Genomic DNA, 22,503 nt, shown 5'->3' with positions numbered 1-22,503 from the left:
ATCCGACTGTCACTGCTACTGCTGAAAAATCACTGCGCGCTGGCCGGCTCGGCACCGGCAGCCTCTCGGGCACGCGCGGCGGCCCGTAGCGTCTCGATCTCCCGCTCGAAGTCGGCGAGCGAATCGAACGACCGGTAGACGCTGGCGAACCGCAGGTAGGCGACCTCGTCCAGGTCCCGCAGCGGGCCCAGGATGGCCAGCCCCACCTCGTGGCTGGGAATCTCGGCTGCTCCCTTGGCCCGGACGGTCTCCTCGACCCGCTGCGCCAGCAGCGCGATCGAATCCTCGTCGACCGGCCGGCCCTGGCACGCCTTGCGCACCCCGCCGATGATCTTCGTCCGGCTGAACGGCTCGGTCACGCCGCTGCGCTTGACCACGGCGAGCACCGCCTCCTCGACCGTGGTGAACCGCTTGCCGCACTCGGGGCAGGATCGCCGCCGCCGGATCAGCTGGCCGTCGTCGGCCTCGCGCGAGTCGACCACCCGGGAGTCGGCGTGCCGGCAGTACGGACACCGCATCGCCCGACCTCCTCGATCGACCACGGGCCCGACCGCCCGCCCTCCGGGCACGCCTCGGTAAGCCGGAGCCATCCCCGCAGGATGGTCGCCGGCTTGGCGGTACGGGAGTGCGGTCGGTAGTCGAACCCAACCTGTAGGCAACTTACGCCCATGTGACTACTACATCTAGGGGTCGACCGTATGCCGCCGACGATCCGGGGTCAAGTTGGTCGGCGTGTCCGGCGCGTCACCCGAGACCCCACCCGCACCACCCGTTCTCCGCAACCGGAGAACCCAACGCGGACTGGGCCACGCCGGTTACCGCCCACCCGCGCGAGCATCAACAATTCACATCCACTCGAACACCCGTACTATTTATCAGGACGGACCCGCAGCCGTGCTGATTTCCGCACCGACACGCGGTGGAAGGTCGTACAGATGTTTGAAAAAGACCGATCTCACCTATACGGTCATGAACAACCGGAGGTGACCATGGTCGACCCACCGGTAATGAGATCACCGTGCGCACCACGAGCCGCCGAGGCACTCAGCGCCGACCAGGGAGGACGGACGTGACCGAGGACCGGGCCAACCGGCCACAGAGCCCGCAGCAGAGCATCGAGGCGGGTCCCCCGGCCGCCCGACGCCGGAGTGTCACCCGTGCCCGCTCCGGCCAGCCGGCCGTGCGCCCGGTGACCCCGGTGGTCAGCAGCTTCCCCGACCCGGCGACGGTCGACCTGACCGCCCGGCAGCGACGCATCCTGGATTTCATCCGCACCTGGGTGGAGCGTCACGGCTACCCGCCGAGCGTGCGCGAGATCGGTGAGGCGGTCGGGCTGGTCTCCCCGTCCAGCGTCGCCTACCAGCTCAAGGAGCTGGAGAAGAAGGGTTTCCTCCGCCGTGACCCCAACCGGCCCCGGGCGGTCGACGTCCGCTCCCCGAACGACGTCGACGACGAGTTGACCCGCTCCCAGCGGCCCACCCCGGCCTATGTTCCGATGCTCGGCCGCATCGCCGCCGGTGGGCCGATCCTCGCCGAGCAGTCGATGGAGGACGTCTTCCCGCTGCCGCGCGAGCTGGTCGGCGAGGGTGAGGTCTTCATGCTTCAGGTCAAGGGTGACTCGATGCTCGACGCGGCGATCTGCGACGGCGACTGGGTGGTCGTCCGCCAGCAGCCGACCGCGGACTCCGGCGAGATCGTCGCCGCCATGCTGGACGGCGAGGCGACGGTGAAGACCTACCGCCGACGTGACGGCCACGTCTGGCTGATGCCGCAAAATCCGGCCTTCGACCCGATTCCCGGCGACGACGCCACCATCATGGGCCGGGTGGTCGCGGTGCTACGCCGCATCTGACTCAGCGATCCGCGACCGGTACCGGCCTCAGGCCGGTACCGGTCGTCAGGTCAGTACCGGTCGCCCCGGTAGCCGTAGTTCCCGCCGCGCACCTGCCCGTACGGCCCGTTGTCGTCCTCCCGGTAGCGCCCGGAGCGTCGTCCCCGGTAGTCCGGCTCGGCCGGGCCACCACGCCGGGGTGGTTCCGCGCGCCCGCCCCCGCCGGGCTGTCCGCCGCCGCGCGCGCCACCGCCGCCGTAGACACCGCCGCCGGGGCGTCCGCCACCACCGGACGCTCGACCGCCGCCCGGCCTTCCGCCGTAGACCGGAGCACCCTCACCACCGGGCCGGCCACCGCCACCGCCGTAGACGCCACCGCCACCCTGTCCCGGACGAGCACCGTTGCCGCCGGCCGGCCGGCCACCGCCGCCGTAGACGCCGCCCGGGCGGGCGCCACCGCCGGGCCGCTCGCCAGCCGGCGAGCCCCCGTAGACGCCGCCGGCCGCTGCCCCGCCGTACACCCCGCCACGGCCCTGGTCCTGGCTGGGGCCGAAACCGTCGCCCTTACGCTTCGCAGCGGCGTCGTCGTCGCTGTCGCGGTTCCTGCCGGCTGGCACCGGGCGCTTACGAGCGCGCAGGATTCCGAAGATGCCCGCGCCGACCAGCAGGGCTCCGAGCACGCCGACCGCGGCGATCAGGTACATGATGTCGGTCGGGGTCAGCCCGTCGAGGAACGACTGCCCGGACTTCTGCGCCGCGTCGGGATCATTCGCCAGGTCCTTCGGCCCCTCTTTGGAGGGGGTGTAGCTGAGGATGTTGACGGGGTCGTCCTCCTCCAGGTGGCCGGCGTCGGAGACGGTCAGGAAGGTCTTACCGTCGGTCGAGTAGGCGATCGCCTCGCCGAAGGGGTCGGCGAGGGCGGTGACCCGGGGGGTGGCCGTGGTGAGGGCGGCGACGATGTCGCCGTTGGAGACGTCGTACTCGAAGGCGTCGGCGTAGGTGCGCAGGACCACCCGTGAGCCGTCCAGGGACCGAGCCGCACCGGTGATCGCGACTCGACCGAAGGTGCTCAGCGGGTTCTCGGTGTCCGTCCTCGGCAGTTCGATGTCGCCGAGCTTCTTCATCGGGACGGGCGCGGTGTCACCGGTCTTGAGCGGCCCATCCGGAGTGAAGATCTCGGCCTTGCCGGCGGTGACCTTGGTGATGATCAGCGGTAGCTTGTCGTCGCCGATCAGCAGCGCCTCGGCATCGCGTGGCTTGCCGTCCGGGTACGACAGCCGATGCAGCTTCGGTTGGCTGCCACCGCCGATCGGCATGCTCCAGACCGCCACCCGCTCACGGCGCTCGCGGCTTGTCACGTTGTCACCGGTGTCGGCGATCCACAGCGTCTTGCCGTCCGGTGAGATGGCGAGATCCTCGGTGTCGAAAGGACCCGCGCCGGAGTAGGGGACCTCGCGGACGACCTGGCAGTCCTTGTTGAGATAGAAGACCTGCTTGCGGTCGTTCTGTTCGGTGCTGTCGTTGATGACGACGTAGCCGTTCTTCGTCGCCACCAGGCCGGACAGCTCACGCAGCCGGGAGTCGGTGACCGAACACTGCTTCTTGCCCGCCGCCGTGACCGGCGGCCCCACCACGGCGGCCGGGGGCGCCGCCACCACGGGAGATGCTGCCTTGGCGGGTGTCGGGCCGGGCGCGGCGAGCGCGGCACCGGTGACCGCCACGGTGGCCCCGACCAGGCCGAGGGCAACCGTGACGGAGGAAACAGTGCGGAGCATGAAGGAAGTGTCGCATGCCGCAGGTTTCCGTCGGGTGACGCGGCAGTGCGGCCACCACCGGCAATTACCGCGTGATACCGGCCACCTGCGCCGTGTCGACGTACGGCACCAGTTCGGCCGCGAGTGCCTCGTTGACCCGTACGTGCAGCATCGTCCCTTCGGGCAGGTGGGCGGTGCTGAGCACCTCGCCCTGCCGGTGCAGCCGGGCCACCAGGTCACCCCGGTCGTACGGCAGCACCACGCGCATCTCGACCGCCGGGCGGGGCAGCCGCCGCTCGATCGTCTCGCGCAGATCGTCGATGCCGCGGCCGCTGTGCGCGGAGACGAAGACCGCCTCGGGCCAGAGCCGCTTGAGCCGGAGCAGGGTCTCCTCGTCGGCCGCGTCAATCTTGTTGACCACCAGCAGCTCGGGCAGCCGATCGGCGCCGACCTCGCCGAGCACCTCGCGGACGGCCCGGACCTGCTCCTCCGGGTCGGGGTGGGCGCCGTCGACCACGTGCACCACCAGATCCGCCTCGGCGACCTCCTCCAGCGTCGACCGGAACGCCTCGACGATCTGGTGCGGCAGGTGCCGGACGAAGCCCACGGTGTCGCTCAGGGTGTAGACCCGTCCGTCGGACGTGGTGGACCGGCGGATCGTCGGATCGAGCGTGGCGAACAGGGCGTCCTCCACCAGCACGCCCGCCCCGGTCAGGCGATTCAGCAGGCTGGACTTTCCGGCGTTGGTGTAGCCGGCGATCGCCACCGCGGGCACCGCGTTGCGGGTGCGGCGGGCGCGCTTGGTCTCGCGTACCGTCCGCATGGCCTTGATCTCCCGGCGGAGCCGGGCGATGCGGTGGCGGATACGCCGCCGGTCGGTCTCCAGCTTGGTCTCACCGGGGCCACGGACGCCGACGCCGCCGCCGGCACCACCGCCCCGGCCCGACCCACCGGTCTGCCGGGACAGCGTCTCGCCCCAGCCGCGCAGCCTCGGGAGGAGGTATTCCAGTTGGGCCAGCTCGACCTGCGCCCGGCCTTCCTTGCTCTTGGCGTGCTGGGCGAAAATGTCGAGGATCAGCGCGGTGCGGTCGACCACCTTGACCTTGGTGCGCTGCTCCAGGTTACGCAGTTGGGACGGGGACAGCTCACCGTCGCAGATCACCGTGTCGGCGCCGGCGGAGAGCACCACCGAACCGAGGTCGTCGACCTTGCCGCGACCGATGTAGGTCGCCGGGTCGGGACGGTTGCGTCGCTGGATGAGCCCTTCGAGCACCTGCGAGCCGGCGGTCTCCGCCAGCGCGGCCAATTCGGTGAGGGAGTTCTCCGCGTCGACCTGGGTGCCCTCGGTCCAGACGCCGACCAGAACCACCCGCTCCAGCCGGAGCTGTCGGTACTCGACCTCGGTGACGTCGGTCAGCTCGGTGGAGAGACCGGGGACCCGTCGTAGCGCCTGCCGTTCGGAGAGCTCGTACTCGCCGGTGGTGGCGTCGAGCTCGTCGTCGGGGATGGAAACGTAGGTCTCCTGGTCTCGCAAGCGATCTCTCCTGTCCGTTCTGTGCATGTACCGAGTAATCCTGACATGTGTCAACGCCCGCTGCACCTGGTATATGCCCGCCCACCGATCGGCGAGAGCGGGGGCGGATGCCGGCTGCCCGGGGCGGGCGAGTAGAAATGCGGACGAGCCGTTCAGCGCCGACGGAGGGACCTGCGTGGCCACGACCCGACTGCCCAGTGCCGGATTCTCGATCACGATCCGGATCGCCGTGCCCGCCGACGCCTCCTCGATCGGCCGGCTCACCACGTCGGTGGGTGAGGCCGGGGCGATCGTCACCGCGCTGGACGTGGTCGACTCCGATCCGACGAACGTGATCGTCGACCTGACCTGCGACACCGCCGACGCCGGTCACGCCGACCAGGTGGTCGACGCGCTCAGCGCGCTCGACGGCGTGGACGTGCGAAAGGTTTCCGACCGCACCTTCCTGCTGCACCTCGGCGGCAAGATCGAGGTGAGTCCGAAGGTCGCCCTGCGGAACCGGGACGAGCTGTCGCGCGCGTACACCCCCGGAGTCGCCCGGGTCTGCCAGGCGATCGCCGACAACCCCGCCGACGCCCGGCGGCTGACCATCAAGCGCAACACGGTGGCGGTGGTCAGCGACGGCTCGGCCGTGCTGGGGCTGGGCAACCTCGGTCCCGCCGCATCGCTGCCGGTGATGGAGGGCAAGGCGGCGCTGTTCAAGCGCTTCGGCGGGGTGGACGCCTGGCCGGTGGTGCTCGACACGCAGGACACCGACGAGATCGTCGCCATCGTCAAGGCCATCGCACCCGCCTACGGCGGGATCAACCTGGAGGACATCGCCGCGCCGCGTTGCTTCGAGATCGAGGCCCGGTTGCGCGAGGCGCTGGACATCCCGGTCTTCCACGACGATCAGCACGGCACCGCCATCTGCGTGCTGGCCGCGCTGACCAACGCGCTGCGCGTGGTGGGCAAGCAGCTCGCGGACGTGCGGGTGGTGGTCTCCGGCGCGGGTGCCGCCGGCACCGCGATCATGAAGCTGCTGCTGCGCCAGGGCGTCGGCGACATCATCGCGTACGACCGGCAGGGTGCCCTGCACCGTGGGCAGACCGATCTCAACCCGGCCTGGCGGTGGCTGGCCGAGAACACCAACCGGGACGGCTACTCGGGTGACCTGCCCGGTGCGCTGGCCGGCGCCGACGTCTTCATCGGGGTGAGTGCCCCGAATCTGCTCACCGGCGACGACATCGCCACCATGGCGAAGGACGCGATCGTGTTCGCGCTGGCGAACCCGGACCCGGAGGTCGACCCCCGGGAGGCGCGCAAGCACGCCGCGGTCGTCGCCACCGGCCGCTCCGACCAGCCGAACCAGATCAACAACGTGCTCGCCTTCCCCGGCGTCTTCCGCGGCATGCTCGACGCGCACGCCGAGGAATTCACCGAGGAGATGGCGATCGCCGCCGCCCGGGCCATCGCGGACGTGGTGGGCGAGGAAAAGATCAACCCCACGGTCATCGTGCCCAGCGTCTTCGACTCCCGAGTCGCTCCGGCCGTCGCCGCCGCCGTCCGCGCCGCCGCCCAGAACCCGACCACCAACCCACCCCCCGCCGCCGACCCCGGCCCGGCCGACCTCCCCGAGATCGCCGCCTCCGCCTCCGCCACCCCCTGACGGACCTCCCGACCCCAACGACCCATGTTGATCATGAGGTTGACGGCAAGTTCGATCTCAGAAACCGCCGCTAACCTCATGATCAACGCAGGTCAGGTCAGGGGTGGGAAGGTGAGTTCGCCGGTGGCGACGAGGAGGGCGGGGCCGGAGAGCCAGCAGGAGTCGGGGGTGACGGTCACGGTTAGGCGGCCGCCGGGGACGTCTACGGCGACAGTCCCGGTCTCCTGGTCGGCGTCGCGCAGGGCCACCGCGGCGACCGCGCAGGCACCGGTGCCGCAGGACAGGGTCTCGGCGGAGCCACGCTCGTGGACGCGCATCAGCACGTGTGCGTCGACGCCGGGGACCGGTCCACCGACGGTGGTGAACTCGACGTTCACCCCGGCGGGGAAGACCGCCGGGTCGACGTCGGGGGCGCGGGTCAGGTCCAGTCCGGCCAGGTCCAGCCCGACGGGTACCGGGCAGACCAGGTGGGGATTGCCGACGTCCACCGCGGTGCCGGGCAGGGTCAGTCCGCCCAGGGCGGCGGCGGAGGCGCCGTACAGCTGAGGTCTCTGCATCTCGACGGCGATGGTGTCGCCCTCGACCCGTGCCCGCACCACGCCGGCCCGGGTCGCCACCGGCAGTGCGTCGCCGGACGGTACGGCCAGCCCGTTCGCCAGCAGGTACCGGACGAAGACCCGGGCACCGTTGCCGCACATCTCGGCGAAGGAGCCGTCGGAGTTCCAGTAGTCCATGAACCACTCGGCCTCGCCGGCCAGGGCTGCGCCGTCGGCGTGCTTCGCGGCGCGGACCACCCGCAGCACGCCGTCCCCGCCGAGACCACGCCGCCGGTCGCAGATCGCCGCCACCAGTTCGGGCGTCAGGTCGAGCGCGCCGTCCGGGTCGGGCAGGATCACGAAGTCGTTGCCGGTGCCGTGCCCCTTGGTGAACTCCACGCTCCCATCATTGCGCAGCCTCACCGAGGATCCGCATCGCGGCCCCGATCAGCCCCGGGTCGGCCGAGTCGAGCCAGTGCACCCGAGGATCGCGCCGGAACCAGGAGCGCTGGCGGCGGACGAAGCGACGGGTGGCCCGGACCGTCTCGTCGTACGCCTCGGTCTCGGTCAGCTCCCCACCCAGGAAACGCAGCACCTGCTGGTAGCCGAGCGCCCGGCTCGCGGTAAGCCCCTGCGGCAGGCCGCGCTCGACCAGTCTCCGGGTCTCCGCGACCAGCCCGTCGGCCCACATCCGGTCGACCCGCGTCGCGATCCGCTCGTCGAGCAGCGCGGTGTCCAGGTCCACGCCGAGCTGCACCGCCGGGTAGTAGGGCGTCGGCTCGGGCAACGCCGCCGTGAACGGCTTACCGGTCAGCTCGATCACCTCCAGCGCGCGCACGATGCGCCGGCCGTTGCCGGGCAGGATGCCGGCCGCCGCGACCGGGTCGGCGTCGCGCAGTCGCGCGTACAGCGGTGCCGGCCCGAGCGCGGCCAACTCGCCTTCCAGGCGTTGGCGCACTGCCGGATCGGTGCCGGGGAACTCGAACTGTTCCAGCACCGCCCGCACGTAGAGCCCGGACCCACCGACCAGCAGTGGCACCCGGCCCCGGGCGAGGATGTCGTCGACCGCCGCCCGGGCCAGCCGCTGGTACTCCGCCACGCTGGCCGGTTCGGTGACCTCCCAGATGTCGAGCAGGTGATGTGATACGCCGTCACGTTCGGCGACGGTGAGCTTGGCCGTGCCGATGTCCATGCCCCGGTAGAGCTGCATCGAGTCGGCGTTGACCACCTCACCGTCGAGCGCGTGCGCCAGCGCGATGCTCAGCGCCGACTTGCCGGCCGCCGTCGGCCCGACGACGGCGACCACGGTGCTCGGGGCGGTCACGGCCGCTCCCAGTTCGCCACGAGGTAGCCCACCCCGTAGGGCGCGGCGTGGTAACGCAGCTCGCCACGCCAGCGATCACCCGCCGCTCGTGCGGCACCGGCGAGCACCTGCCAGGGCGCCCGTCCCGCGACCTTGAGCTGCGTCGACAGGCCGGGGTCCAGGCCGAGCAGGGCGTCGCCGTCCGCGTCGGCCAGGGCTCGCGCGACCGTCTCGTCGTACGCCTCGGCGCGCGGATCGGCGTAGCCGGGCGCCTTCTCGCCCCGGCAGGCCGAACCGTCCCCCATCACCAGCAGCGCCCACGGCTGGTCCGAGCCGAGCCGGGCACCGAGGTCGGCGCAGGTCTCGACCGGGTCGGCGGCCCCGACCGTCGTCATCCGCCAGTCCATGCCCCGGTTCCTGGCCGACGGTCGCCGGCCGAGCAGCCACGCGCCGACCAGCAGGCTGAGCGGTAGATGGTCGGTGCCCACCAATCCGTCGGGGTGGTCGCCGAGGCGTACCTCAAGCGGCACCCCCCACGGCGCGAAGCTGCCCCGGAACGGAGAGTCGAGGTCGGCCCTGCGGTCGCCGGCCCCGATCACCAGGACGGTCCGCGCTTCCGAGTCGAGCAGGCGGGCGACGGCGGCGTCACAGGCGGTGCGCAGGTCGTCCAGCTCGGACGCCGCGGCACCGGCGATCTCGGGGATGAGCAGCGGCGGGTGGGGGCAGACGGCGGCGGCGACCAGTGGCACCAGGCAACCGTAGCGGTCCGCTTCGGCAGCGTGGCCGCGTGCCGCCGGGAAGGACGACCGCGCCGCACGTACGCCGTACGGTCGAAAGCGGCACGCCGGTCGGATGGCCCAGACAGGCCCTAGGACACCGTATGGTCACGGTCGGCGATAGGCGCTCGACGCGGACCGGGGCGCACCTGTGACAATGCCCGGAGAAACTTGGCTGCGCCGTGGCGGCGCCCGGGAGACTGCTCCCTGGTGCCGGGAGAACGAGGATGGGCACATGAGCGACTGGACTGCCTTCGGACGGGTGGACGCGGACGGCACCGTTTACGTCAAGACCGCCGAGGGCGAGCGGGTGGTCGGATCCTGGCAGGCGGGAGCACCGGAGGAAGGGCTGGCACACTTCGCACGCCGCTTCGCCGACCTGGTGACCGAGGTGGATCTGACCGAGGCACGGCTCAACTCCGGTGCGGCGGACGCCAACCATTCGCTCGCCACCATCCGACGGATCCGTGCTTCCCTCCCCGAGGCTCACGTCGTCGGCGACATCGACGCCCTGGCGACCCGGCTCGACAAGCTCGCCACCGTTGCCGAGGAGAAGGCCGGTGAGGCCCGGGCGGCGAAGGAGGCCGCCCGCGTCGAGGCGCTCGCCCGCAAGACCGCCCTGGTGGAGGAGGCCGAGAAGCTGGCTGCCGAGTCGACCGGTTGGAAGACCGCCGGTGACCGGCTCAAGGAGATCCTCGACGAGTGGAAGACCATCCGGGGGGTCGACAAGAAGACCGATGGCGAGTTGTGGAAGCGGTTCGCGGCCGCGCGGGACGGCTTCACCCGCCGCCGGGGTGCCCACTTCGCCTCCCTCGACGCGCAGCGCAAGCAGGCGCAGACGGTCAAGGAGGAGCTGGTCGCCGAGGCCGAGAAGGTCGCCGAATCGACCGACTGGGCGGCGACGGCCAACCACCTCAAGAACCTGATGACGCAGTGGAAGGCCGCGCCGCGCGCCTCGAAGGAGGCCGAGCAGAAGCTCTGGGAGCGGTTCCGGGCCGCCCAGGACGCCTTCTTCAGCCGGCGTAGCGAGGTTTTCTCCGCCCGGGACAACGAGCAGCGCGCCAACCTGGAGCGCAAGCAGGCACTGCTCGCCGAGGCCGAGGCGCTCGACATCGACGGCGACCCGAAGGGCGCCCAGGCGAAGCTGCGGGAGATCCAGGCGCAGTGGCACGAGGCCGGTCGGGTGCCGCGCGAGGCGGCAGCCGGGCTGGAGCGCCGGCTGCGCGCGGTCGACGAGAAGGTCCGCGAGGTGATGGACTCGGCCTGGCGGCGCACCAGCCGGGAGGACAATCCGCTGCTGGCCCAGATGCGTTCGCAGGTCGCGGAGGCAGAGGAGCGGCTGGCCCGGGCGCAGGCCGCGGGTGACAACCGGCGGATCAAGGAGGCCGAGCAGGCACTCGCCTCGAAGCGCCAGTTCCTCCAGTTGGCCGAGCAGGCCGGCTGAGTCGTACGTCCGATGCCCTCGGCTCTCCCACGCGGGAGCCGGGGGCATCGCCCTTTTCGCAGGTCGCCGCGATGTTAGCGTACGACATTTACATCGACGTCGATCTGTGATTACCTGGGAAAGCGCTTGCCCTCGCAAGGGGTGAGACACGGGAGCCATTCCGACCAGTTCATCCCACGGCAGGGCCGCATCCTGCGACCGCCACGGCATCGCTGCCGCCGGGCACGGCAGCCTCCACCGCCGGGGCGTACCCCCTGCCGACCCCACCGGATGACGCATCCGGGCGTCCGCCACGGCCCACGCCACCCCCTCAGCCGCCGTGGCCGCCCACAACACGGACCGGTCCGGGCCGGTCCCTGACCGCCGGCCCGCCGGCACGTCATCCGATCCGTCCCACTTATCGAGGATGAGGAGAACAACCGTGCTTGCAGACGTCAAGCCTCGCCTGACGCGACGGTTGGCGGTGCTGGCCGCGACGGCCGTCGCGCTGCCCGCCGCCGCCGTCGCGGTGACCGTCGCCCCGGCCGCCGCCGCGACCGTCGACACCGGCGCCTACTACGTGTTCGTCAACCGCCACAGCGGCAAGGCCATGGATCTCTGGAACTGGTCCACCGCCGACGGCGGTGAGATCCGGCAGTTCAGCCGCCTCGACGGCAACAACCAGCAGTTCCAGTTCGTCGACGTGGGCAGCGGCTACTACCAGCTGCGCAACCGGCACTCCGGCAAGGTCGTCGCCGTCCCGAACTCGAACGACGGGGTGCAGGTCACCCAGGTCACCGCGAGTAGCGACACCAAGCAGCACTGGCGGCTCGCGGACTCCGCCAACGGCGACGTACGGTTCGTCAACCGGCACAGCAACAAGGTCCTCGACCTGTGGGGATGGTCCACGGCCGACGGGGCGATGATCTCCCAGTACGCCGATCTGGACGGCGCCAACCAACGGTGGCAGCTGGTGCGGCTCAGCGGCGGCACCAATCCCACTCCCCCGCCCAACCCCGGCCCGCAGACCGGGCTGGTCGGCTGGGCCACCCAGAACGGTGGCACCACCGGCGGCGGCAATGCCGGCACCACCACCGTCACCAACGCCTCGGCGTTGACCAGCGCGCTCAACTCAAGCAGCGCGGCGGTGATCCGAGTCTCCGGCACCATCAACTGCTCGGGCATGCTGCGGGTCCGCTCCAACAAGACCATCCTCGGCAACTCCGGCGCCACGATCGCCGGCTGCGGCTTCAACATCAACGGCGACCGTAACGTCATCATCCGGAACCTGACCTTCCGGAACTGGGACGACGACGCGATCAACGTGCAGGAGTCCGCCACCAACATCTGGATCGACCACAACAGCTTCACCGCCGGCTACGACGGTGCGGTCGACATCAAGCGCGGCTCCGACTTCATCACCGTGTCCTGGAACCGGGTCTACGGCCACGACAAGTCGATGCTGCTCGGGCACAGCGACGACAACGCCAGCCAGGACGTCGGCCACCTGCGGGTGTCGTACCACCACAACTGGTTCGACGGCAGCAACCAGCGCCACCCCCGGGTCCGCTTCGGCAACCCGGTGCACGTCTACAACAACTACTACAGCAACGTGCGCGGCTACGGCGTGGCGTCCACGATGAACGCCGGCGTGCTGGTCGAGGGCAACTACTTCGAGAACACCCCCGACCCGTACCACCTGGGTGAGGGCAGCTCCGGCCCCGGCTCCCTGGTGGCCCGCAACAACCACTTCGTCAACTCGGGCAGCGGACAGACCGGCGGCAGCGTCGCCGGCATCCCGTACTCGTACACCCTGGACACCCCGAGCAACGTCAAGTCGATCGTGACGGCCGGCGCGGGCGCCGGCCGAATCTCGGTCTGACCCATACCGGTCGGACGTACGCCTTCTGGGCCCACCTGAAACGCGTTGATCATGAGGTTAGCGGCATGATAGAGATCGAAAACCGCCGCTAACCTCATGATCGGCAAGGTGTTTGACAGGGGTGGGGATCTACTCGTACTCGCGAGGTCGATCGCTTGCGGGTCGGGCGTTGTTGTGGGGTCAGGGTTGACGGGTCAGGCCGACGATGGTGGCCAGGCGCGCGATGTCGGCCGCTGCGGGTCCGCGTTGGATGACCTGGGCGAGGAGAGTACGGGCGGCAGGGCGGCTGCGGACCTCGGCGGGGGCGATACGGTCGGCGTGCAGCAGGGCCTGTCCAGCCTGGGCGGGGTCGCCGGTGTCGAGGTAGGCGCGGGCGGCGTCGACGAGGTGGGCGGCGCGGTGTTCGGGCGGTAGGCGTCGCCAGCCGTCGCTGCGGATGAGGTGCTCGTGCCGGTGAATGGCTTCGGTGGTGTCGCCGAGGTGATGCGCGGCAAGGGCACGGGCCGACTGGACGGCGGCCGGCCCGCAGCCGGTGTGGTGTGGGTCAGTGTCGCCGATGTGTTCGTCGGCGTGGGCGGCGGCGTGGTCGAGCAGGTCGTGGGCGTTGCGGCGGTCGCCGCTGCCGGCGGCGGCGAGTCCGGCCTGGAGGTACAGGGTCGCGCGTACCGCAGGGCCGTCTGCGGTGTCCGCTGTGGTGAGGGCGGTGGACAGCGCGAGGTGGTGGTGGCCGAGGGCACGTAGGGCTTGCGCGACGGTGATCGTGGCGGTGGCGGTGAGGGTGGGACCGTCGGCCGCGGTGACGGCCCGGTCGGCGGCGAGCCAGGCGAGGTCGGGGTGGTCGAGTTTGACCAGCACGACGGCGGTGATCCGGTAGGTGGACACCAGCAGGCTGCGGGTGCCGTGGGTGGCGTCGAGCAGGCCGGGTAGCGCGTTGAGCAGGTGCGGGTAGCGGGCGTGCTGGTAGCTCATCCAGGCGTGGGCGACCTGCTGGCTGGCCTGCTGCGCCGTGACGGTGTGCCGGGGCCGGTCGTGGTAGCGGGCGAGAGCGGCACGAACCCCGTCGACCCCGTCGAGGCTGGGTGTGGTGGGTGGGGGTTGGCGGGGGCCGAGGAGCAGATACGGGTCGAGACGCAGCACTTCGGCGATCTCCCGGATGACCGAGTAGCGGTCGAGCTGCCGTACGCCACGCTCGATCTTGTCGACCCAGCTTTTCGACTTGCCGAGCCGGTCGGCGAACGCCTGCTGGCTCATTCCTCGGCTGGCCCGCAGCTCGGCGACCCGCCGTCCGATGGGTACGGAGTTGTGGTCACGCCGGTGCGGGCGGTTCACCGGTCCCCCTGCACCGGCGGCATGGCGTGAGTGGACGCCCCACAGCGCGGACACCACCGCGACTTCACCCGAAACGCGAACAGCCCGGCCAGGAACCCCAGCAACACTCCACTGAGCACCATCATCACCAGCTCGACAGCCACGAGCCCGCTCACCTCCCGACGATGCCTGCGGCACCCATCCCGATGGGGGACACGCCACAACGGACACGACTTGATTCCATCCCGTTGCTTAAGGTAATCAGGGTCGCGCATCACATGATGCTAAGCAAGTAACTAGCCCGTGATCTCCTGAGATCGCACGTGAGTCGGGGCAGGCGAGCCGACTGGATGGATGCAGAATCAAGACATGCCTCGATTCGCACCCGCGACGCCGCGCTCCCGCCGACTCGGCCGAGAGCTGCGCAAGCTCCGCGAAGCCAAGGGACTGACCGGTGAGGAGACTGCGAAGCTCGTCCGCTGCTCCACGTCCCGGATCAGTCGGATCGAGTCCGGCGAGATCAAGCCTCGTGCCGGTGACGTCATGGAACTGCTTGTCACCTACGGTGTCCGGATCGACGAAGAACCCGGCACGTCGCTGCTGGAGCTTGCCCGCGACCTGCGGGAAGAGGGATGGTGGCAGCGACTCGGCGGCAAGTACGCCACCTACATCGCCTACGAGACCGAGGCCGCCGAACTCAAGAACTTCGAGCCAATGCTCGTGCCCGGTCTACTTCAGACCGAGCGGTACGCCCGCGAGGTCAACATCATCGGCCGGGAGACCGACCCGGCAACGGTTGAGCAGCGGGTCGTCGCCCGGATGACCCGCCAGGAGGTGCTACACCGGCAGCCGACCCCGCTGCGGCTGCACGCCATCCTGTCCGAGGCGTCACTGCGGACCGAGGTCGGCGGCCCGGACGTGCTGCGCGAGCAACTGCACCACCTGGTCAAGGTGAGCCAACTGCCAAACATCACGATCCAGGTGCTCCGCTTCGAAGCCGGCGCACACCTGGCGGACAGCTCCGGCTTCGCACTGCTCAGCTTCGAGCACGACGACCCGCCGCTGGGTTACATCGAGACCCTGGCCGGTGAGCTGTTCCTCGAATCGAGCCGCGACCTGGCGCGGCTGTCGGCGGCGTACGACAATCTGAGGATGCTGGCGAGGTCGCCGGCCGAGTCGGTGAAGTTCGTCAAGGAGCTGAGCGAGCATGGAGCGTAACGTCTGGCGCACGTCGACCCGTTCCGGCAGCAACGGCCAGTGCGTCGAGGTCCGCGACCGAGGCACCGCTATCGACGTACGCGACTCCAAGGCCCCTGCTGCCGGGACGCTGGGCTTCTCCCCTGCGGCCTGGGACACCTTCGTCAGCGGCATCAAGACGGCCGGCACGCGCGCCTGAGCTGCGGCCGTCCGTGCCGCATCCGCCGATCTCCACCGCCTGAGCGTCGACGATGTTCAGCTCTGGTCGGGGCCCAGATCAGGTCGCTGAGCGGCTGCTCGTTCTTGGCGTAGTTGTTCGAGCATCGCGGTATCGGCTGCGAGGTCAGGGTGACCCACTTGGCAGTCGAGGTCGACCACGACTTCGAGTTCGTCGATCGCCTCGTCGAGATGCCCTTCATCGCGATAGATCATGGCAATGTTGTATCTGGTGACGGCTTCGCCAGCACGATCACCGACCTCCCGCCGGATGGGTAACGCCCGCTCGTAGAAGGTCAGAGCCTGCCGCCGATCCCCCAACCCGTCATACACGAGGCCAATGTTGTTCAAGGAGGCAGCCTCACCAGCACGATCACCCACCTCCCACAAGATGGGTAACGCCCGCTCGAAATAGGTCAGAGCCTGCCGCCGATCCCCCAACCCGTCATACACGTGACCGATGTTGCTGAGGGTGGCGGCCTCGCCGGCACGGTCACCCACCTCCCGCCGAATGGGTAACGCCCGCTCGTAGAAGGTCAGGGCCAGCCGAAGATCCCCAAGCTCGGCATACACGGTGCCGATGTTGTTCAAGGTGACGGCCTCGCCAGCACGGTCACCCACCTCCCGCGAGATGGGCAACACCTGCTCGTAATAGGCCAGGGCCCGCCGCCGATCACCCAAACCGGCATACACCCGGCCGATGTTGTTCAACGTGGCGGCCGCGCCGGCACCGTCACCCACCTCCCGCGAGAGGGGTAACGCCTGCTCGTAATAGGCCAGGGCCTGCCGCCAATCCCCCAGCCTGTTGTACGCGAGGCCGATGTTGCTGAGGGTGGCGGCTTCGCTGCCTTGGTCATCGGCCGCGCGATACAAGCGCAGGGCCTGCTCGTAGCTGTCTAGAGCCTGCCGGGGCCGCCCGGTAGCAGATCGGGCCCACCCCAGGTCATACAAGGCACCGGCGTCCGGGCCCAGGGTCAGGGTCGCGGTCGCGAGGGCCTCGACATCCGCGAACCGGGACCAACCCAGCCACACCCTCGCCACCCGAGCCCCGACGCTTCGGGCGATCACCGGCTCCCGGCCAGCCACCGCCAGCCGGTGCACCTCCACCCATTGGGCGAGGGTGGTCATGACGCGGGCTCGGTCGTTGCCGGGTCGGTGATCCAGAGTTTGTAGAGGGATCGCGCGGCGGCGGCGCAGGCCTGGGTGTACTCGTCGTCGGTGAGCAGGGGGCGGATGAGGGGGCGCAGCACGTTGGAGACGTAGTAGCGGGGTTGGCGGGTTTCCGGGTCGGTGCCTTCCTCCATCAGGCCGAGTTGGACGGCGCGTGCGATGTGATCGGTGGCGTCGGGGTGGTCGTGGACGGCCCGGACGGTGTCGGCAGGCACGGGGAGTTCGATGACGTTGACCTTGGCGAGCATTTTCCGCAGTTCGGCGGGTTGGGAGGCCAGGAGATTCTTGGCGAGGATGGTTTCCCGGCGGAACCTGTCGGCTGTGGCCTCGATGGCGGTGATCAGGCCGTCGATGTCGAGGTCGGGGGCGGTGACGATCAGGTCGAGCCAGTCGAGCAGGCGAGGGTTGCCGGCTGCGGCCTCCACGGCGCGTAGACGGATGTCGAGGTCGACCGGGGAGCCGGGGCGCAGGTTGGGCAGGTTCACGAGTTTCTTGGCCTGCTCGGTGTCGGTGAGGGTTTCCAGAGACTCGAAGACGGTGCCGGCGGGTGGTGGGAAGCGGTAGCGGCTGGTGATGATGACCCGGCTCGGGCTGCCGGTGTCGCGGATGGCGGCCAGCAGGGCCGGGAGAATGTCGGCCATCTCCGGGGACAGCACGTGCCCGCCGTCGCGTTCGTCGAGGTTGCCGTCCTCGAATTCGTCGAACACGAACAGACACGGAGTCTGCCCGAGAGGTCCGTCGACGTGCAGCAGGCGGCGCAGGCGGACCAGGAGGGGAGCCTCGGCGGTGTCGAGCAGCTTGGTCGCCTCGATCTGCTGCTCGATGCTGGGGAAGTCGATTTTGGTGGTGAGTTCCCGGAACTTGGTCAGGTCGACGCGGCCGTACCAGACGGCACGCTGGTGTGTGGTGGACATGCGGTCCAGCAGCCGGGAGGCGAGGCTGCTCTTGCCGAGACCACCCATACCGGCCAGGACCAGAGCCTGCGCCGCGCCGTCGCCACCGTGCGGTTGTTTGAGAGTACGCAGGCAGCGCTGGATGACCCGCCGTCGTCCGACGAATGCGGCGCGGGAGGCGACCCGGGATCTTCGGGTCTGCGGGTCCAGGAACTCCTGATCGGCGGGGCGGATCTGGATCCGGGTACGCCCCTTTTCGTGCAGGGGCGTGACCATGGGAGCGAGCGGGAATCTGTCGGCGTACACGCGCAGCAGATGCCAGTTGCCGCGCTCGTTCGCGTACAGGTGCTGGCGGGCCTTGACCACGGCGCGGTCGAGGGCCTGCCCGGCAGCCAGCGAGCGGTAGAGTTCGGCGGCGAACTCGATCGCGGAGACATCACCGACCGGCAGCGCCCACCCCAACACGACAGGGGCTCCGGCACGGACCAGGCTCTCACTCATCGACGGGAACGCGCCCGCGTCGGGGGCACTGGCGGTCAGGCAGCCGGAGACGAAGACCAGCCGGGGCCAGCGACCGTCCAACGCCTGGGCGATCTGGTCAGCGGTGGCGTCGGCACGCCCACCGAACTCGTTCTCCACCACGAAGACAGGCTGGCCGTCCGAGCCGACGTTGGCGTGGCCGCTCAGATGCAGGACGTCGAAGTATCCCGCGCCGTGGTCGGAACTGACGAAGCCAAGACCTTCCAGGGTGCCGCTCTCCTCCACCACCAGCTCGGCTCCGGTGCGGGAGGTGGCAGCCAGGATGGCCGCCTCCTCCGCTTCGTAGCCGAGCACCGGCTCGACACCCTCGGGGGAGGTGGCCATGAACAGCACCCGCAACGGCCGATTCGCGGGCTCGACCTGACCGTTGAGCGCCGCGTTGGTGTCGATGGACCGCACCGGTAGCAGCGGCGCGCTGGTGGAGACGGTCAGATACGAGCCGCCCACGGCAAGCAGTTCCCAGGGCAGATGCCGCAACCGTTCCGCGGCGGTGATGCGCAGCGTGATGCCGGGCGGACGGTCCAGAACCGGGGTCAGCCACCGCTCGTCGCCGTCAAGGAAAGCGGCCAGGCTGTCGCCGAGACCACGCAACTCCGGCGCGCCGAACTCCTCCTGCACTCTCGCATGCTGGCTGTAGTCGCGTTCCACAATCTCGATCAGCCGGTCGACCGCCGCCCTGTCCAGGCCACGCGTCTTCGGTGGGCCTCCACCGGTCGACAGGCGCAACTCCGCATAGTCGGAGGTCTGCTCGAAAACCGTCAACTCGTACGTGGGCAGCTCACCCATCCTGGTTTCCGCCCTCAGCCTGCCGCGATTCAACCTGCCGGAACGCGATCTCCAGCTCGCCACTGCTGACATCGGGCAGCTTGACCCGGGTGGCGTCCGACCCCGACACCTCGAGTACGGCAGTTCCCACCGGCTATCCCTTCCTTGTCCGCTCAAGGTGCACGAGCAACTCTCGCATCAGATTCCGATCCGGATGACTCGTCTGCTCGGCCAGCGCCACCGCGCGGCGCTGGAACTCGATGGCATCGTCCGCTCGCTGCATCTGCCATAGCACGCTGGCCATGGTGAAGCTCGCCGTGGCGGCGGATGCGCGATCATCAATTGCGCGGAAGACCTCAAGAACTTCAATGAGCACAGCCTCCGCACCAGCGAGATCGCCCTCCTGGGACCGGATAGCACCGATGTTGTAGAGGGCGGTGGCTTCGCCGGCCCGGTCGCCGACCTCCCGCTGGATAGGTAGGGCCTGCTGGAAGTAGGTGAGGGCCTGCTGCCGATCCCCGAGCCGGTCGTACGCGTGGCCGATGTTGTTGAGGGTGGCCGCTTCGCCGGCCCGTTCACCGACCTTCCGATGGATAGATAGGGCCTGTTGGAGGTAGATGAGGGCCTGCTGCTGATCCCCGAGCCCGTCGTAGGCGGCACCGATATTGGTGAGGGTGACGGCTTCGCTGGCCCGGTCGCCGACCTCCTGCTGAATGGGTAGGGCCTGCTGGAAGTAGGTGAGGGCCTGCTGGCGCATCCCAAGGCCGTCGTACACGTGGCCGATGTTGTTGAGGGTGATGGCCTCGCCGGCCCGGTCGCCGACCTCCTGCTGAATGGGTAGGGCCTGCCGATAGTAGGTGAGGGCCTGCTGCCGGTCCCCGAGCCCGCGGTACACGGTGCCGATGTTGGTGAGGGTGGCAGCTTCGCCCTTGCGGTGGCCGATCACCCGCTGGATGGACAGTGCCCCCAGGTAGTAGCTGAGGGCCCGCTGCCGATCCCCGAGCCCGTCGTACACGGCACCGATGTTGTTGAGGGTGGCGGCTTCATCGCCGAGGTCGTCGGCCTCGCGGTAGAGGCGTAGGGCCTGGTCGTAGCTTTTCAGGGCAGGCCGGGATCGCCCGGTGGCGGCTTGGGCCCGCCCCAGGTGATAGAAGGCGCTGGCGTCCGGGCCGAGGGTCAGGGTCGCGGTCGCGAGGGTCTCGACATCGGCGAACCGGGACGTGCGCAGCCACGCCCTCCCCACCCGATCCCCGACATGCCGGGCGATCGCCGGCTCCCGGCCTGCCACCGCCAGCCGGTGCACCTCCACCCACTGGGCAACCGAGGCAGCCGACCGTGGGCGAGTCAAAAGATCCTCCACACGGGCCAGCACGATACGGCCGGCACCGACTCGGCAGACCACAACGACCAAGATCTGACACCGAAGCAGGCATCAGCACCGTCGAATCAGGACGGCATGGTGAGGTGGAGGCCGTGGCGGGTTCGACCGCAGCAGCTACCGGCGGGATCCAGGCGAGAACGACTGCCTGCCTGCGAGTGCTTGAGCCTGGAGGAACGTCGACCCAGCTCAGGGCGAGACGGAGCAGCCCGTCGTCGGCGCGGGCGTCGCGGCCGGCGCGCCGATCGTGGGCAGCCCCAGCAGCACCCCGGGGGTACGCGGTGAACGACCCGCCTCGGCCGCGTCACCGGCGCGGGTCCGCCGGTGCGACAGCGGCGCACCGTCGGCGTTGAGGTGGTGCGGCGCGGCGTAGGTGATCGTGGTGTGCACGATGTCGCCCGGCCGAATCGCTTCGGCGGCACCCGGCTCGCCGGCCCCGCCCGTCGCGAAGTGCACCAGGCGACCGTCACGGGCCCGGCCCGACAGCCGGCCGGTCCGCTCGTCCTTGCGGCCCTCACCGACGGCGACCAGCACCTCGACGGTCTCGCCGACCAGCTTCTTGTTCTCCGCCCAGGTGATCTCCTCCACGCAGGCGATCAGCCGCTCGTACCGCTCCTGCACGACAGGCTTGGGCAGCTGCCCGCCCATGCTCGCGGCCGGCGTGCCGGGGCGCTTGGAGTACTGGAAGGTGAAGGCGGAGGCGAACCTCGCCTCGCGGACCACGTCCAGGGTGCGCTCGAAGTCCGCCTCGGTCTCACCGGGGAAGCCGACGATGATGTCGGTGGTGATCGCCGCGTCGGGCATGGCGGCGCGGACCTTCTCGATGATCCCCAGGTACTTATCCGACCGGTACGACCGGCGCATCGTGCGCAGCACGTCGTCCGAGCCGGACTGCAACGGCATGTGCAGCGAGGGGCAGACGTTCGGCGTCTCGGCCATCGCCGCGATCACGTCGTCGGTGAAGTCCTTCGGGTGCGGGCTGGTGAAGCGGACCCGCTCCAACCCGTCGATCTCACCGCAGGCCCGCAGCAGCTTGCCGAAGGCGTACCTGTCGCCGAACTCGACGCCGTAGGAGTTGACGTTCTGCCCGAGCAGGGTCACCTCCAGCACGCCCTCGTCGACAAGCGCCCGGACCTCGCTGAGGATGTCGCCGGGGCGGCGGTCCTTCTCCTTGCCGCGCAGCGACGGCACGATGCAGAAGGTGCAGGTGTTGTTGCAGCCCACCGAGATCGACACCCAGCCGGCGTACGTCGACTCGCGGCGGGTCGGCAGCGTCGAGGGGAAGACGTCGAGGGATTCGAGGATCTCCACCTCGGCGGCGGCGTTGTGCCGGGCGCGCTCCAGCAGCACCGGCAGCGAGCCGATGTTGTGGGTACCGAAGACCACGTCCACCCACGGTGCCCGGCGGACGATGTCGCCCCGGTCCTTCTGGGCCAGGCAGCCACCGACGGCGATCTGCATCCCCGGGTGCCGGTTCTTGACCGGACGCAGGTGACCGAGGTTGCCGTAGAGCCGGTTGTCCGCGTTCTCCCGGACCGCGCAGGTGTTGAACACCACCACGTCGGGGGTGTCCTCGGCCTCGCCCGCGCGGACGTAACCCGCCTGCTCCAGCAGGCCGGAAATGCGCTCGGAGTCGTGCACGTTCATCTGGCAGCCGTAGGTGCGCACCTGGTAGGTGCGCGGGCCGCCCGCCGCTGCGGTAGTCATGACGTGCACAGCGTAGCCGGGCCCGAGGAATCGGACGCAAACGTGATGCACTGCGGCAGCCGACCCGCCACGGCGTCGTAGGACCTCAGGCGGCGGCCAGGGCGGGGTTGACCGAGTCGGGCGCCCAGCGGGAGCGGTGGCAGCGCGACCAGCCCCGGCAGCGCGGATCCGCCTCGGTGCACAGCCGGCGGTCGCTGAGCACCTCGCCGTCGTCGGTCTCCCGCACGTCGAAGTGGACCGGGCGGATGCTGCCGTCCGGGGCCACCAGCAGGTGCCGGGTGTCGTCGAGCGTGTCGTCACGCAGGACGCAGTTGCGGCCGAGCAGCCGGGCCAGCGCCGCGACGCTGGGCAGTTCAGGCAACTCGTCCGGTACGCCGTAGCAGTCCACGATCGTGGCGAACTCCCCCGGCGCCTGCCAGACGTCGCAGACCACCGCGTACGTCGGCAGCCGCAGCGGATCCGCCACCGCCAGCGGCATCACCACCCGACCGAGCGCGTCGGCCAGCGCCGGGTAGACCTCCACCGGTCGTACCTGGTCGATTCTCCAGTTCCACAGCTCGGTCATGCCGTCTCCTCGCTGTGCTCGTCCCCACCGGCCTCCGGATCGGGCCATACGACGATGGTGGGGGGCATTTGCCCCCA

Annotated in this window: 20 protein-coding genes; 6 read left to right on the top strand and 14 right to left on the bottom strand. The window is 70.0% G+C overall.

Annotation, left to right across the window (positions count from 1 at the left end):
- Positions 1-29 precede the first annotated feature (29 nt).
- The gene (gene nrdR, locus KBX50_RS13210; protein WP_210937318.1) at positions 30-518 is read right to left on the bottom strand and encodes a transcriptional regulator NrdR; all 489 of its coding nucleotides are present in this window, start codon (positions 516-518) and stop codon (positions 30-32) included.
- 551 nt (positions 519-1,069) lie between these two features.
- Here nrdR and lexA point away from each other — a divergent pair.
- Complete coding sequence (gene lexA / locus KBX50_RS13205; RefSeq protein WP_210937317.1) at positions 1,070-1,852, top strand: transcriptional repressor LexA; 783 nt, start codon at positions 1,070-1,072, stop codon at positions 1,850-1,852.
- A gap of 50 nt (positions 1,853-1,902) precedes the next feature.
- On the opposite strand, the gene KBX50_RS13200 is transcribed toward lexA, so the two are convergent.
- Positions 1,903-3,606 (bottom strand): hypothetical protein, encoded by a 1,704-nt coding sequence (locus KBX50_RS13200; protein ID WP_210937316.1) that lies wholly within the window; start codon positions 3,604-3,606, stop codon positions 1,903-1,905.
- Positions 3,607-3,670: 64 nt separating this feature from the next.
- Entirely contained in the window at positions 3,671-5,119 is a 1,449-nt protein-coding gene (hflX, locus tag KBX50_RS13195; RefSeq protein ID WP_210937315.1) for a GTPase HflX, read from the bottom strand.
- Positions 5,120-5,294: 175 nt separating this feature from the next.
- Between hflX and KBX50_RS13190 the strand changes: the two genes are divergently transcribed.
- The gene (locus KBX50_RS13190; protein ID WP_210937314.1) at positions 5,295-6,767 is read left to right on the top strand and encodes an NAD-dependent malic enzyme; all 1,473 of its coding nucleotides are present in this window, start codon (positions 5,295-5,297) and stop codon (positions 6,765-6,767) included.
- A gap of 92 nt (positions 6,768-6,859) precedes the next feature.
- Here KBX50_RS13190 and dapF read toward each other — a convergent pair whose 3' ends face one another.
- The 3 genes from dapF to KBX50_RS13175 are packed head-to-tail and all read right to left on the bottom strand — an operon-like array spanning position 6,860 to position 9,355.
- A complete protein-coding gene (dapF, locus tag KBX50_RS13185) occupies positions 6,860-7,702 on the bottom strand; it encodes a diaminopimelate epimerase (protein ID WP_210937313.1) in 843 nt (280 codons plus the stop codon).
- Between the two features lie 7 nt (positions 7,703-7,709).
- A complete protein-coding gene (gene miaA / locus KBX50_RS13180; protein ID WP_374224621.1) occupies positions 7,710-8,639 on the bottom strand; it encodes a tRNA (adenosine(37)-N6)-dimethylallyltransferase MiaA in 930 nt (309 codons plus the stop codon).
- Positions 8,624-9,355 (bottom strand): class III extradiol dioxygenase subunit B-like domain-containing protein, encoded by a 732-nt coding sequence (locus KBX50_RS13175; protein ID WP_210937311.1) that lies wholly within the window; start codon positions 9,353-9,355, stop codon positions 8,624-8,626. Before KBX50_RS13175 ends, miaA begins: the two co-directional genes overlap by 16 nt.
- 262 nt (positions 9,356-9,617) lie before the next feature.
- On the opposite strand from KBX50_RS13175, the gene KBX50_RS13170 reads away from it, so the two are divergent.
- Both KBX50_RS13170 and KBX50_RS13165 read left to right on the top strand, forming a co-directional pair.
- Positions 9,618-10,826: a DUF349 domain-containing protein gene (locus tag KBX50_RS13170; RefSeq protein ID WP_210937310.1), complete on the top strand. Its 1,209-nt coding sequence runs from the start codon at positions 9,618-9,620 to the stop codon at positions 10,824-10,826.
- 421 nt (positions 10,827-11,247) lie between these two features.
- On the top strand, positions 11,248-12,687 hold the full coding sequence (locus KBX50_RS13165; protein ID WP_210937309.1) for an RICIN domain-containing protein: 1,440 nt from the start codon (positions 11,248-11,250) through the stop codon (positions 12,685-12,687).
- Positions 12,688-12,867: 180 nt separating this feature from the next.
- Here the strand turns inward: KBX50_RS13165 and KBX50_RS13160 are convergent, their stop codons facing one another.
- Both KBX50_RS13160 and KBX50_RS13155 read right to left on the bottom strand, forming a co-directional pair.
- Positions 12,868-14,016 carry a helix-turn-helix domain-containing protein gene (locus KBX50_RS13160; protein ID WP_307870943.1) on the bottom strand — a complete coding sequence of 383 codons (1,149 nt, stop codon included), beginning with the start codon at positions 14,014-14,016 and terminating at the stop codon, positions 12,868-12,870.
- Positions 14,013-14,171, bottom strand: coding sequence for a hypothetical protein (locus tag KBX50_RS13155; RefSeq protein ID WP_210937308.1), 159 nt, complete (start codon positions 14,169-14,171; stop codon positions 14,013-14,015). Before KBX50_RS13155 ends, KBX50_RS13160 begins: the two co-directional genes overlap by 4 nt.
- Positions 14,172-14,364: 193 nt before the next feature.
- Between KBX50_RS13155 and KBX50_RS13150 the strand changes: the two genes are divergently transcribed.
- Complete coding sequence (locus tag KBX50_RS13150; protein ID WP_210937307.1) at positions 14,365-15,213, top strand: helix-turn-helix transcriptional regulator; 849 nt, start codon at positions 14,365-14,367, stop codon at positions 15,211-15,213.
- Entirely contained in the window at positions 15,203-15,391 is a 189-nt protein-coding gene (locus KBX50_RS13145) for a DUF397 domain-containing protein (protein ID WP_210937306.1), read from the top strand. The genes KBX50_RS13150 and KBX50_RS13145 overlap by 11 nt, the downstream gene beginning before the upstream one ends.
- A 56-nt stretch (positions 15,392-15,447) precedes the next feature.
- Here the strand turns inward: KBX50_RS13145 and KBX50_RS13140 are convergent, their stop codons facing one another.
- From KBX50_RS13140 to KBX50_RS13115, 6 genes are all read right to left on the bottom strand, one after another.
- Positions 15,448-16,536, bottom strand: a complete 1,089-nt coding sequence (locus KBX50_RS13140) for a tetratricopeptide repeat protein (RefSeq protein WP_210937305.1) — start codon at positions 16,534-16,536, stop codon at positions 15,448-15,450.
- The gene (locus KBX50_RS13135) at positions 16,533-18,797 is read right to left on the bottom strand and encodes a CHAT domain-containing protein (RefSeq protein ID WP_210937304.1); all 2,265 of its coding nucleotides are present in this window, start codon (positions 18,795-18,797) and stop codon (positions 16,533-16,535) included. Before KBX50_RS13135 ends, KBX50_RS13140 begins: the two co-directional genes overlap by 4 nt.
- Entirely contained in the window at positions 18,790-18,927 is a 138-nt protein-coding gene (locus tag KBX50_RS13130; RefSeq protein ID WP_210937303.1) for a hypothetical protein, read from the bottom strand. The genes KBX50_RS13135 and KBX50_RS13130 overlap by 8 nt, the downstream gene beginning before the upstream one ends.
- 3 nt (positions 18,928-18,930) lie before the next feature.
- Positions 18,931-20,124, bottom strand: coding sequence for a tetratricopeptide repeat protein (locus KBX50_RS13125; RefSeq protein ID WP_247673603.1), 1,194 nt, complete (start codon positions 20,122-20,124; stop codon positions 18,931-18,933).
- A gap of 219 nt (positions 20,125-20,343) precedes the next feature.
- A complete protein-coding gene (gene miaB / locus KBX50_RS13120) occupies positions 20,344-21,861 on the bottom strand; it encodes a tRNA (N6-isopentenyl adenosine(37)-C2)-methylthiotransferase MiaB (protein ID WP_210937302.1) in 1,518 nt (505 codons plus the stop codon).
- A gap of 85 nt (positions 21,862-21,946) precedes the next feature.
- On the bottom strand, positions 21,947-22,426 hold the full coding sequence (locus tag KBX50_RS13115) for a hypothetical protein (protein WP_210937301.1): 480 nt from the start codon (positions 22,424-22,426) through the stop codon (positions 21,947-21,949).
- Positions 22,427-22,503: the final 77 nt, after the last annotated feature.

The organism is Micromonospora sp. C51 (genome assembly GCF_018070435.1).
In the GTDB taxonomy this organism is placed as follows: Bacteria; Actinomycetota; Actinomycetes; order Mycobacteriales; family Micromonosporaceae; genus Micromonospora; species Micromonospora sediminimaris.
Note: the sequence above shows the minus strand (reverse complement) of the source record. Positions and strands in the feature narration are given on the sequence as shown.